Source organism: Bacillus sp. AFS088145 (genome assembly GCF_002564465.1).
In the GTDB taxonomy this organism is placed as follows: domain Bacteria; phylum Bacillota; class Bacilli; order Bacillales; family Bacillaceae_G; genus Gottfriedia.
In genome coordinates, this window is the sequence record NZ_NUUX01000009.1 from 166800 (window position 1) to 180102 (window position 13303).

The following is a 13303-nucleotide window of genomic DNA, read 5'->3' on the forward strand; positions in this document are numbered from 1 at the left end:
AGATTCTGAAAAGGGGTGTAGATTTATGGCAAGACCATCATACTGGAAGGTATTATCGAGTGTATCACTTGCTGCAGCATTAAGTATGTCCATTTTTTCAACTGGAGTTACTTCAAAAGCAGCAATTCCTACTGAAAGTGAAAGTAAGCAGTTAGTAGAAAGTCCTTATTTAGATTTAAACGTAGTGGATGAAGAAAGATTAGAAAAAGCTTTAAGAGACAGAGGCGAGATCAAAGAATCTGATAGCGCTGAAGTAGCTAAAGAAAAAGTACAGGCATACATAAAAGAAAAACAAAGTGAATATAAAGAGAAAGTTCAAGCACAGTCACAATCAGAAATTGCTGATAAACAAAGAGCAACATTAGAAAAACGTAAAGCTCAACTTTTATCACAATTAAATAAAGGCCATGAAAACTATAAAAAAGGCAAACCAAATGGTGTAGTAAAAGTTGATTCTGCAAAACAAGCTGGCTATAACGGCGGAGTACGTGAAGATAAAGTATTAGTCATCTTAACTGAATTTGCTGATTTCAAACATAACAATATTGATAAACAACAAGGGTATATGTACGCTGATGATTTCAGCAAGAAACATTACGAAGACATGCTTTTCGGAGATAAAGAATTTACTTTATACGATGGATCTAAGGTAAAAACGTTTAAACAATTTTATGAAGAGCAATCTGGTGGAAGCTATACTGTAAAGGGTACAGTTACAAACTGGTTAACAGTTGATGGAAAAGCAGCTGATTATGGTGATGATAGCCCAACTGGTGGACATGATAACTTAGCACCAAAAGGTCCTCGTGATTTAGTTAAAGAATCACTACGTGCTGCTATAAATTCAGGTATTAATTTAGCTGATTTTGATGATCTAGATATTTATGACCTAGATGGTGATGGCAACATTAATGAGCCTGATGGTTTAGTAGACCATTTAATGGTACTTCACGCTGGAACTGGACAAGAAGCTGGCGGAGGTAAGTTAGGTAATAACGCAATCTGGTCACATCGTTGGACTTTAAATGGGGTAACTCCTTTCGCTGGAACAAAATCAAAAGTTCCATATTGGGGCGGACAAATGGCTGCATATGATTACACAATTGAGCCAGAAGATGGAGCAGTTGGTGTATTCGCTCACGAATTTGGTCATGATTTAGGATTACCAGATGAGTACGATACCGGGTACACTGGAAATGGTGAACCAGTTGCTTCTTGGTCAATCATGAGTGGTGGTAGTTGGAACGGAGCAATCGCAGGAACGACGCCTACAAGTTTTTCACCGCAAAATAAAGAGTATTTCCAAAAAACAATTGGTGGAAACTGGGCTAATATGACAGAAGTAGACTATAAGGATATTGATGAAAAAGGTATTGCTGCTATTATCGATCAAAGTGTTACTAAATCAAACAACCCTGCGATCGTAAAAGTTAACTTACCTAAAAAAGAAGTAAAAAGTAAAATTCAACCTCAATTTGGTGCTAAGTATTACTATAGTACAAAAGGTGATAACCTCCATACTACGATGACTTCACCAGTATTTAATTTAACAGCAGCTACAAATGCAAGCTTCGCTGTAAAAACAAACTATGAAGTTGAATACAATTATGACTATCTGTATGTAAATGTATTAGATGCAGCAACCGGTGCTAAACTTGCAACAATTGATACAATTGGTACTAAAAATATTGCAAATGGACTTGATACATCTAAGGGGCTTTGGGTAGATAAAGTTTATGACTTATCTGCATATAAAGGCAAAAATGTAAAAGTTCAATTTGAATATGTTACTGATGGTGGACTAGCTCCTGCAGGATTTGCTTTCGATGAAGCAAAATTAACTGTTGACGGTGCAGTTAAATTTAGTGATGGTGCGGAAGGAACTCCTGCATTTACATTAGACAAAGCAACTGTATCAAATGGTACTGAATTTAAAGATCACTTCTACTACTTAGAGTGGAGAAACTATGCTGGCTCTGATAAAGCATTAGAATATGCTCGTGGAGTTAAGTATAATACTGGTTTAGTAGTTTGGTATGGGGATGATAGCTACACAGATAACTGGACAGGTGTACATCCTGGTGAAGGTTTCTTAGGTGTAGTAGATGCTCATCCAGAGGCAATGATTGGTACATTAAATGGTAAACCATCTGTATCACAAAGTACTCGTTACCAAGTAGCTGACGCTGCTTTCAGTTACGATAAATCACCTGAATTCTACTTTAACTCACCATCCCGTGGGATCTTTGACTATGATGGATTACCTGGTGTAACAGAATTCGATGATTCACATAGTTACCAAAATACATTAATTCCTGATGCAGGAAGAAAAGTACCTAACTATGGATTAAAATTCCAAGTAATTGGAGAAGCAAAAGATAATTCAGCTGGTGCTGTTTGGATTCATAAATAAGAAAGAAAAAGAATGCGAGTCTGATATAATTTCAGACTCGCATTCTTTTTTTTGTTTTTATAGACTGCTCGAGAAATGATTTTTTCAATTAGTCTCTTATAGTAGGGTGTTGTGGTTGATTTCCATTATTCTTTGTTATGAGGAAGTAATTTACAAAATCTAGCGCTTATAGTACCTCATGAACCCGTTATGAGGAAGTAATATTCGAAATCCAGCGCTTATAGTACCTCATGAACCCGTTATGAGGAAGTAAATTTCGAAATCCAGCGTATCAAGTACCTCATGAACCCGTTATGAGGAAGCAATTTTCAAAAACTAGCGTATATAGTTCCTCATGAAACTACTATTAGTAAGCAATTTTTAAAATCCTAACTACGCCCCTGTTTCCGCCTAAAGGTTCCGTAATCGGAGAGTTTTCTTTATCGTGGTTTTTATGAACAAAATGGTTTTAATGGACTTTACGTCTTTAACGTTCATAAAAACTTTTTTCAGAATTATTAAATTATAATACTTGTATTAGAAAGCGTTTTCAAAAAAGGGAGGAACTAAAGGTGAAATTTAAAAAGACTAGTTTGTTTGTAATGACTTCTTTAATCGCAGTAAGTCTTGCAGCATGTAAAAGTAGTAGTGTAACAACAGGAAGCAGTAACTCATCTTATCCAAATAAGACAATTTCTGTTGTAGCACCATCAGGAGCAGGAGGCGGATGGGATTTAACAGCTAGATCGTTCACTAAAGTATTAAGTGAAACAAAACTTGTTAAAGAACCTATGACGGTAGAAAATAAACCAGGCGGTGGCGGTACGGTTTTCATGGCTGAGTATGCTACACAGGATAAAGCCAATAATGAAAAATTATTTGTAAACTCACCACCTATTATTATTAACAACCTGAAAAAAGAGGGAAATAGTCCTTATGGCTATAAAAATAGTACACCTTTAGCTCAGCTAACAAAGGATTATGGTGCAATCGTTGTAAAGTCTGATTCTAAGTATAAAGATCTAAAATCACTTTTAGAAGATATTAAAAAGAATCCGAAGAGTATTACTTTAGCTGGGGGATCTGCTCCAGGGTCAATGGATCATTTAATCGGAATTTTACCTGCTTATAAATTTGGTATTGATCCTACGAAAATTAAGTATGTATCCTATGATGGTGGTTCAGAAGCAATAACAGCATTATTAGGAAATAATGCGGATGTCATTTCGACAGATGTTTCTAGTACGCTTGAGTTTGTTAAATCAGGTAAGGTTAAAGTTTTAGCAGTAACATCACCTGAACGTTTACAAGGGGATGTACTGTCTGAGTTTCCAACAGCTAAAGAACAAGGAATAGATGCTGAGTTTATCATTTGGCGTGGGGTTTTTGGGCCAGAGAAAATGTCTAAGGATGCATATTCATATTGGGAAAAAACAATTTCAAAGTTAGTTGAAACAAAAGAATGGAAAGAAGAAGTAGAGAAGCAAGGCTGGCAGCCGGAATATAAAGATGGTAAAGAATTTAATTCGTTTTTATCAGAACAAGAAACACAGGTTCAAGATCTATTAAAAGCATTAGGAATGAAAAAATAGTTGAAATAAAGAAGGGGGAAAACACTCCTTCTTTTCCATTACTGAACATAAAGAGGTGAGATACATGAATAAAAAATTTGATCGATTAGCAGCAATCATTTTTCTTATTACAGGTATTACTTTTATTATAGAAAGTCGGAGTATAGCAGCCACTGCTTATGGAAGTGTAGTTGGACCGAACGTTTTTCCATTTATACTTGGCTGTGCGCTTTCTATATTAAGCTGTAGGTTATTTTACGAAACATTTTCTTATAAGGGAAAAGAAAAGGAAGCAGTTCAATATAATTATAAGCAATTTTTTATCATCCTAGTTTCAGCAATTCTTTATGCAATTTTACTTGAGAAAATCGGTTTTATTATTAGTTCGTTTTTATTCTTAATTGTAGCAATTCAAACAATGGAGCGTGGAAACTGGTTAAAATCACTTTCGATTTCATTAGGTTATTCACTCATTATTTATTTTATTTTCGTCGATGTTTTAAAAGGAACTTTACCAGTTTGGTCAATTTGGTTTTAGAAAATAGAAGGGAGAGTTATTAACTTGAGTACTTTTCAATATTTAATGCAGGGATTTGAAACTGCATTTACATGGTACAACTTATTGTTTGCTTTTGCCGGAGTATTAATTGGTACAGCAGTAGGGGTATTACCTGGTATTGGGCCAATGAGTGGGGTCGCTTTATTAATACCTGTTACTGCTTCTGTAACTGGTTTTTTAGGACCTGAGCAAGCAGCGGGCAGTGCAATTATATTATTAGCTGGTGTATATTATGGTGCTATGTATGGAGGTTCTACTACATCAATTCTATTAAACACGCCAGGTGAATCTTCATCGGTGGTGACGACTTTAGATGGCTATCAAATGGCTAAAAAAGGTAGAGCGGGAAGTGCTTTGTCAATCGCAGCAATTGGTTCATTTGTAGCAGGAATATTTACCCTTATTGCACTGATCGTATTAGCAAAACCATTATCGGCATTAGCAATTAAGTTCGGTCCAGCTGAATATTTTTCATTAATGCTTCTTGGTTTATGTGCAGTAAGTGGACTAGCAGGAAAGTCAGTAACAAAAGCATTAATTATGACGATCTTCGGATTACTACTAGCTACAATTGGAATTGATTCCGTATCAGGCGTTTCTCGTTTTACATATGACATTCCATGGCTATATCAAGGGTTAGAATTTTTAACAGTAGCGGTAGGATTATTTGCGCTAGGTGAAGTATTTAAAACAATTATTGAAAATGAAGTTGAAGATGGTGAGATGGCAAAGATTAATAATTTATTACCATCTAAAGAAGAATTAAAAGAAAGTGTAGCACCGATTGCTAGGGGCTCTGTTTTAGGATTTTTCGTCGGTTTATTACCGGGAGCGGGTGCTATTTTAGCTTCATTTTTCGCTTATATTTTAGAAAAGAAAGTTAGTAAAACGCCAGAAAAGTTTGGAACTGGTACAATTGCTGGAGTTGCATCTCCTGAGTCAGCAAACAATGCCGCATCTGGGGGAGCGATGATTCCTTTATTAACTTTAGGTATTCCAAGTTCAGGAACAACTGCAATCCTAATGGGTGCTTTAATGATGTATAACATACAACCGGGACCACTTCTTTTCGATGAACATCCTGATGTTGCATGGGGGTTAATTGCGAGTATGTTTATTGGTAACGTAATGCTGATTATCTTAAACATGCCTTTAGTAAAAATATTTGCAAAGATTATTCAAACGCCAAAGAAATACTTATTGCCACTAATTGTAGCCATTTCAATATTTGGTGTTTATGCCGTACAGGTATCTGTAAATGATTTACTTCTATTAATAGCATGTGGTATTTTTGGATATTTCCTTTCTAAAAATGATTTTCCAATAGCACCACTAGTATTAGGTATCGTTTTAGGACCAATGATTGAGAATAATTTAAGAAGAGCTTTAACTGTATCAAATGGTGATTATAGTATTTTCTTTACTCATCCTATTTCATTAGTATTTCTAATAATTGGTGTACTTTGGATTCTTATTCCAATTATTATTAAATTGAAGGGTAAAGAAGTAGTTATTAATGTAGAAGCTTAAAATATTCTAACAAAACTCCTTTAATAAAAGGAGTTTTTTGATTATTATAAAAATAGAAGGGGAAATTTTATGCGTTTACATTATAAGTTAATCATCTTTATTTCTGTTCTCATTTTAGTTATTAGTAGTGTTTTTGAAATAGTATCTCAAGAAATGTTTCTAAAAAACCTCAAACATGAAAAGGGACTAAAGGCATTAGCTATTTCTCAAACAGTGGCAAATATGCCAGAAGTCCGCGAAGCATTTTTAAGTGAAAATCCATCTGGAATTATTCAGCCAATCGTTGAAAAGATCCGAAAGAAAGTTGGAGCAGAATTTATTGTTGTTGGAAATAAAAATGAAGTACGTTATTCACATCCAACCCCATTCCTAATAGGGAAGAAAATGGTTGGAGGAGATAATGATAAAGTATTTAAGGGACAGGAAATCGTATCGGAATCGACTGGTACACTCGGCCCTTCTTTAAGAGGAAAAACTCCTATTTTTGATGATAATGGCAATGTAATTGGAGTTGTTTCTGTAGGCTACTTAATAAAGGATATCGATCACGAGGCAAAAGCGTTTAGTAAAAAACTAATAAAAAATAGTATTGTCATATTATTACTTGGAATAGGGGTAGCTTTTTTAATTTCATTTAATATTAAAAAATCGATATTCGGATTGGAGCCGAAAGAAATTGGAAGGATGTACAAAGAAAAAAACGCAATTTTAGAATCGATTCATGAAGGGATCATTGCGATTGATGAATATGGAGAGATTACGGTAGTAAATGAAAATGCACATAAAGTACTTTCTATTCCTAATAATATAAAGCTTAGAGGACTAAAAATAGAAGACATATTGCATAATTCGCAACTGAAGAAAGTAGTTGAAACTGGTAAGCCAATTTATGATTTAGAGTTTTTAATAAACGAAAAAGTAATGATTATTAATTGTATACCGATTGTTGGAGTGAATTCTAAAATTGTTGGAGCAGTAACAACCTTTAGGGAAAAATCCGAATTGAATAAATTGCTAAATGAACTATCGCAAATAAAAGCATATTCAGAAGGCCTTAGAGCACAGGCACATGAATATTCGAATAAGTTGCATACTATTTTAGGTTTAATTCAGCTTGAATCCTATCAAGAAGCGATTGAATTAATTTCAAAGGAATCAAATATAACTCAAAATATTATCCATTTTATTATGGAAGAAATTTCAGACCCAGTTGTAGCAGGACTTCTATTAGGCAAAATAAGTTTAGCTAATGAGTTAAAAGTAGATTTTAACATTGATTATAATAGTAGTTTTGCAGATGTCTCAAAAGATATAAATCGGGAAGATTTAATAACGATAATTGGAAATCTATTAAATAACGCATTCGATGCAGTATTAGAAACGAATAAATCAGAAAAGCTTGTTTCACTATTTCTTACTGATTTAGGTGAAGATTTAGTGATTGAAATTGAGGATAATGCAAATGGTATCCCTGAGGAATTAATCGATGAGATTTTTGAATATGGTATATCTACTAAGGAGCAATCTAAAAATTCAGGGATTGGACTCCACCTAGTCCAGAGATTGCTCCATAAATTAAACGGACAAATTACTTTTCATTCAAACGAACATGGGGGAACTACATTTATTGTTGCCATTCCGAAACGCCAAAAGGAGAGTAACAGATACGATGAAAAAGAATTTAATAGAAGTGTTAATAGTTGAAGATGATAGTAGAATTGCAGAAATTCATCAGCGATTCATTGAAAGAATAGAAGGGTTTAGTGTAATTGGTATTGCAACAAATTACCAAGAAGCAGTTGATTTAATTGAGATTATCAAACCGCAGCTAGTATTATTAGATGTGTATTTTCCGGATATGAATGGTTTAGATTTTTTACAATGGATGAAGAAAAATTCAATTTTGGCAGATGTTATTATGATTACAGCTTCCAAAGAAATCGATTCAGTTAATAAGGCCTTACATTATGGTGTATTTGATTTTATTATTAAGCCAGTCATTTTTGATCGTTTTAAAAAGTCTCTAATTCGTTATGTAAATCATTCAAATAAAGTACAAAGCCTACAATCCAAAAGTGCTTATCTAACTCAGGAAGAAATAGATGGTTTAATCGGAAAAAATAATTCGATGATTGAAGAGCAAAGTATATACCCTAAAGGTATTGATAAGCTTACTTTAGATAAGGTGTTATTTGTGATAAATGAAGTTCATAACGGTATGACTGCTGAGAATATAGGACTGGAAATTGGCGTTAGTCGTACTACTGCCCGGAGATATTTAGAATATCTAGTATCTGAAGGAAAAGTATTAGCCGATTTAGCGTATGGAACGATTGGTAGGCCGGAAAGAGTATATTTGATAAAAAACTAGATTATTTGATTTAGTAAAATTTACTTAATGACTATGACAAACCTAACATTTCTGTAACAAGAATTGAGAAAAATCATGAAAAGAGAATTAGCTAAACGCTTGGTATACAAGCGTTTTTTTATGTTTTTTACAAATTTATGACAATGTGAGTTTACTAGAGTCTAGCTTTTGAAAGCGTTGAAAACCTTCCATTTGTTATATAAAATATACTTTGCAAGAATTACGGAGGGATATTTATGAAAATACGTTTATTAACTAAAGAAGATGCTGAAATCTATCTTAATATTCGTTTAGAAGGTTTAAAAGAGAATCCTGAAGTTTTTATTACAACTATGGATGAAATACTTGATCAAGATGACCCTATTGAATACAAAGCAGAAATATTGGATCAAGATAAAAACTATACGATCGGTGCATTTACTGACAAAGGTCAATTAATTGGAGTAGCAACTTTAAAAACATTTGAAAAAGTTAAAGCAGAGCATAAAGGGAAAATTGAGTCTGTCTATGTTTCTCCTAGCGCTCGAAAAATGGGGGCAGGCTATCTTTTAATTGAAGAAGCGATCCACTTAGCAAAAAGCTTTGGACTTGAACAACTTACATTAAATATCGTAGAAGGTAATGAAACAGCAAAAAAACTGTATGAGAAACTAGGATTCAAAACATTTGCTAAAACACCTAATAGTTTAAAATTTAACAATGAATATTGGGACCAGGAGCATATGATGCTTACGCTAATTGCAGGAAATGCTGAAGATGCAGGGAAAGCGGGATAAGCAAGTATAGCAGGAATGGAAATTAGCTAAATACCGACTTTAACAAAAAAAGTTTACCTAAATTGTCATTCGATCTGACAATAAAGGTAAACCTTTTTAAATTCTATTATTTAGTAAAAGTCTTTTCAATATCATCTAACATTAAGTAAGCAGCCTTGATTCCACCTGCAGTATTCCATGTAACATCATTTACTTTAATGACATGTCCATTTTTAGAAGCATTTAACTTTTTGAATAAAGGGTCTTCTGTAAATTCTTTTTCAAGCTTAGATCCAGACTCTTTACCGTCATCAAACGTAAAGTAGAATAGGTAATCTCCATCCATCGCTGGAATACGTTCTTTTGTTACGCCTCTTTCAGCAAAATCAGGAGCATTTTGTTCCTCTGGACGTTGGAATCCTAATTGTTTAAGAATTACACCAGAGAATGTATCTTGGTGATAGATTCGTACATCAGCACCCATGAAACGCACCATTGAAATTTTTTGATTTACTTTATCGCCTAATTCAGCTTTTAGGTCATCGACACGTTTTGAATAATCAGCTAATACTTTTTTGCCTTGTTCTTCTTTGTTTAAAACTTTTGCATAAAATTTGAAATTTTCTTGCCAATCTCCACGTAATGTTTCAGCAAAAACTGTTGGTGCAATTGCACTTAATTGCTCATACACTTTTTCTTGACGCATTTTATTTCCGATGATTAAATCTGGTTTTAAACCAGCTATTTTCTCAAGGTTAACTTCACTTTCCACACCTACAACTTCTACGCCATCCATATCTTTTGAAATATGATCGTACCAAGGGTTCCCTGTCCATGATTTAACAGCACCAACTGGTTTCACACCTAGTGCTAGTAAAGCTTCAGTTCCTTCGTTTGTTAATATAACAACTCTTTTTGGATTAACAGGTACTTTTGTCGTACCCATTGCATGCTCAATTGTAATTGTATTTGCTTTTTTACTTTCTTTACCAGAAGCTTCGTCTGATTTTTTTGTGCCACAAGCACCTAATACCATAATTGCTGCAATGAATAAAGCAATTAGTGAAGAAAATTTTAGTTTTTTCATAGAATGGTCTCCCTTTATAGTTGATAATGATTATCATTTATCTTGACAAATAGTATTATAGATTAAGATTTGATTAGAAGTCAATAAGAAAATGAAAATCATTCTCATTGACTTGATAATTCATATCATTTAGACTAATAAAAGAGAATAGAATAGTAGGAGATATAAAATGCTTATTCATCCAAGATCAAGAGTTATTGTATTAGTAGCTTGTTTTTTATTATTAGTAATTTGTTTTTTTTCTAGTATTTTACTAGGATATGCGGATACTAGTTTTACAAGCTTAATTCATTCATTTACACAATTTGATGGGTCTAATGAACAGTTAATTATTCAAAATGTTCGAGTTCCAAGAGCGATCATTGCTTCAATAGTAGGAGCAAGTTTAGCAATCGCTGGTTTATTTATGCAAGTTTTAACTAAAAATCCTCTAGCATCACCAAGCGTTCTAGGAATTAACGCTGGTGCCTCGATGTTAATTGTACTTAGTATCACTTTTTTTCATTTACAATCACCTAATGCGACTATATGGCTTTCATTTATAGGAGCTACATTATCAGCGGTAATCGTATTTGGGTTAAGTTCAATAGGGAAAGACGGAGCGACACCATTAAAAATTACTTTAGCTGGTGTTTCAATTGCAGCTATGTTTAGCTCAATAACCCAAGGCTTACTAGTAACTAATGAAGTGGCATTAGAGCAAGTACTATTTTGGCTAGCTGGTTCAGTTCAAGGGCGTTCACTTGATTCTTTACAGATGGTACTACCATATATCGTAATAGCTTGGGTAGTGTCAATTGCACTTGGTGGAAAGATTAATACATTCATGTTAGGAGAAGATGTATCTAGAGCTTTAGGTCAAAATACTGCTTTGTTAAAAACGACATTAGTCGTATTAGTCATCATTCTAGCCGGTGGTGCTGTAAGTATAGCAGGACCAATAGGATTAGTTGGTATAATTGTCCCTCAAATAGTTAGAATGTTCGTTAAAAATGATTATCGCTGGATGATTCCGTTTTGTGGTATTTTCGGAGCAATTTTACTCCTTTTAGCTGATGTAGGATCTCGTTACATTTTAATGCCAGAAGAAACGCCAGTTGGTATTATGACTGCAGTAATTGGTGCACCATTTTTTATTTACTTAGCAAGAAAAGGCGGTACTGTAAAATGAACATGATCAAATTAAGAAACAAGTACTTTTCACTACTATTTAATAAGCGATCATTTTCCGTTTTAATAATTGCTCTTCTTTTACTGATTAGTTCATTTATAGTGAGCTTAACGCTAGGTGACCGTTACATCGCAATTCCAAAAGTATTATCTGTTATTTTTGGTGAAGGTGAAAAAATAGATGAATTATTTATTCAAGCATTTCGAATGCCACGAATCTTCATTGCAATTTTTGCTGGGATTTCTTTAGCGATTGCTGGGGCAATTCTTCAAGGGTTAGTTAGAAATCCACTAGCATCTCCAGATATTCTTGGGATAACAGGTGGAGCAGGTGCTGCCGTTGTATTATTTTTAGCTATTTTTAGTGATAATCGTACAAATCAATTAACAATAAGTATAAAATGGCTACCATTAGCGGCATTTATCGGTGCCATCATAAGTTTAGTATTTGTTTATGCTTTTGCTTATAAGGATGGGGAATTAAAGCCATTAAGATTAGTTTTAGTAGGGGTTGGATTTTCAGCATTAGCTCAGAGCACAACTTCATTCTTTATGATTATTGGACCTATTTTTAGGGCAACTGAAGCGAATATGTGGTTAACTGGTAGCGTCTATGGAGCGAACTGGCAACAGGTTAAAATCATTACAGTCTGGACGCTAGTTTTTATCGTGTTAGCTTTATCGTTTATTAGACATATCAATACGCAACAACTTGGAGATGAAGTTTCAACAAGCTTAGGTGTTCAAGTAGAAAAAAATCGATTAATCTTGTTATTTATAAGTACAGCATTAGTAGCTGGTGCAGTTGCATTTGCAGGAGCAATCGCATTTGTTGGACTAATTGCACCTCATATTGCTCGGAAAATAGTTGGTGCTTCTTACGGTGCATTGATACCATTATCTGGAATCATCGGTGCCATCATGGTATTGGTAGCAGATACAATTGGAAGAACGGTGTTTAGTCCAATTCAAATACCTGCTGGTGTATTTACTGCCGTAATTGGTGCACCATATTTTATCTATTTATTATTTAAGACTGGAAAAAGGTGATAAGATGTCAACGAGCGCAATCGAAACAGAAAAGTTAACGTTATCTTATGATGATCGTACAATTATAAACGAATTAAATTTTCAAGTCCCAAAAGGAAAAATCACAGTTTTAATTGGAGCTAATGGCTGCGGAAAATCAACATTGCTTCGTTCACTTGCAAGATTACTACAACCAAAAAGTGGAACCATCTTACTTGATGGTAAAGAAATAAGTAAGCGACCTACAAAGGAAATTGCACGCAATCTTTCAATCCTGCCCCAAAGTCCTGTTGCACCTGAAGGTTTAACTGTTTTTCAATTAGTAAAACAAGGAAGATATCCATATCAAACTTGGTTAAAGCAATGGTCAAAAGAAGATGAAGAAAAAGTAAATCATGCCTTAAAAATGACAAATATGTACGAATTAAAGGATCAATTAGTCGATTCTTTATCTGGTGGACAACGTCAACGTGCTTGGATTGCGATGACATTGGCTCAGGACACAGATACTATTTTATTAGATGAACCAACAACATATTTGGATTTAACACATCAAATCGAGATTTTAGACTTACTTTACGAATTAAATGAAAAAGAACAGCGTACAATTGTTATGGTACTACATGATATAAACTTAGCATGTCGATATGCACACAACGTTGTTGCAATTTCAAATGGTAAAGTTTACGCAGAAGGAGACCCAGAAAACATCATTAATCAGAACTTAATCTGTGACGTTTTCTGTATGAACTGCGATATTGTGAAGGATCCATTATTCGGAACGCCACTTTGCATACCTCATGGGCGAGGAAGAAAAATAATTTAATTAATTTTAAAAA

The 13303-nt window shown here is 34.0% G+C and carries 11 protein-coding genes; 10 read left to right on the plus strand and 1 reads right to left on the minus strand.

Annotation, left to right across the window (positions count from 1 at the left end; genetic code table 11):
• Positions 1–25: 25 nt before the first annotated feature.
• From COI44_RS06835 to COI44_RS06865, 7 genes are all read left to right on the plus strand, one after another.
• On the plus strand, positions 26–2413 hold the full coding sequence (locus COI44_RS06835; RefSeq protein WP_098427245.1) for an immune inhibitor A domain-containing protein: 2388 nt from the start codon (positions 26–28) through the stop codon (positions 2411–2413).
• Positions 2414–2964: 551 nt separating this feature from the next.
• Positions 2965–3984: a Bug family tripartite tricarboxylate transporter substrate binding protein gene (locus tag COI44_RS06840; RefSeq protein ID WP_483295465.1), complete on the plus strand. Its 1020-nt coding sequence runs from the start codon at positions 2965–2967 to the stop codon at positions 3982–3984.
• A 64-nt stretch (positions 3985–4048) separates the two neighbouring features.
• The gene (locus tag COI44_RS06845) at positions 4049–4501 is read left to right on the plus strand and encodes a tripartite tricarboxylate transporter TctB family protein (RefSeq protein ID WP_098427246.1); all 453 of its coding nucleotides are present in this window, start codon (positions 4049–4051) and stop codon (positions 4499–4501) included.
• A gap of 45 nt (positions 4502–4546) precedes the next feature.
• A complete protein-coding gene (locus tag COI44_RS06850) occupies positions 4547–6052 on the plus strand; it encodes a tripartite tricarboxylate transporter permease (RefSeq protein ID WP_420488132.1) in 1506 nt (501 codons plus the stop codon).
• A 69-nt stretch (positions 6053–6121) separates the two neighbouring features.
• Positions 6122–7756, plus strand: a complete 1635-nt coding sequence (locus COI44_RS06855; protein ID WP_098427247.1) for an ATP-binding protein — start codon at positions 6122–6124, stop codon at positions 7754–7756.
• On the plus strand, positions 7722–8423 hold the full coding sequence (locus COI44_RS06860) for a response regulator (protein ID WP_098427248.1): 702 nt from the start codon (positions 7722–7724) through the stop codon (positions 8421–8423). Before COI44_RS06855 ends, COI44_RS06860 begins: the two co-directional genes overlap by 35 nt.
• Positions 8424–8659: 236 nt before the next feature.
• Entirely contained in the window at positions 8660–9199 is a 540-nt protein-coding gene (locus tag COI44_RS06865) for a GNAT family N-acetyltransferase (protein WP_098427249.1), read from the plus strand.
• 106 nt (positions 9200–9305) lie between these two features.
• Here COI44_RS06865 and COI44_RS06870 read toward each other — a convergent pair whose 3' ends face one another.
• A complete protein-coding gene (locus COI44_RS06870) occupies positions 9306–10265 on the minus strand; it encodes an ABC transporter substrate-binding protein (RefSeq protein ID WP_098427250.1) in 960 nt (319 codons plus the stop codon).
• 169 nt (positions 10266–10434) lie between these two features.
• Between COI44_RS06870 and COI44_RS06875 the strand changes: the two genes are divergently transcribed.
• Genes COI44_RS06875 through COI44_RS06885 form a run of 3 tightly spaced genes read left to right on the plus strand, consistent with a single transcriptional unit; the run spans position 10435 to position 13290 of the window.
• Positions 10435–11436: a FecCD family ABC transporter permease gene (locus tag COI44_RS06875; RefSeq protein ID WP_098427251.1), complete on the plus strand. Its 1002-nt coding sequence runs from the start codon at positions 10435–10437 to the stop codon at positions 11434–11436.
• Entirely contained in the window at positions 11433–12485 is a 1053-nt protein-coding gene (locus COI44_RS06880; protein ID WP_142329236.1) for a FecCD family ABC transporter permease, read from the plus strand. Before COI44_RS06875 ends, COI44_RS06880 begins: the two co-directional genes overlap by 4 nt.
• Before the next feature lie 4 nt (positions 12486–12489).
• The gene (locus COI44_RS06885) at positions 12490–13290 is read left to right on the plus strand and encodes an ABC transporter ATP-binding protein (protein WP_098427252.1); all 801 of its coding nucleotides are present in this window, start codon (positions 12490–12492) and stop codon (positions 13288–13290) included.
• Positions 13291–13303 lie beyond the last annotated feature (13 nt).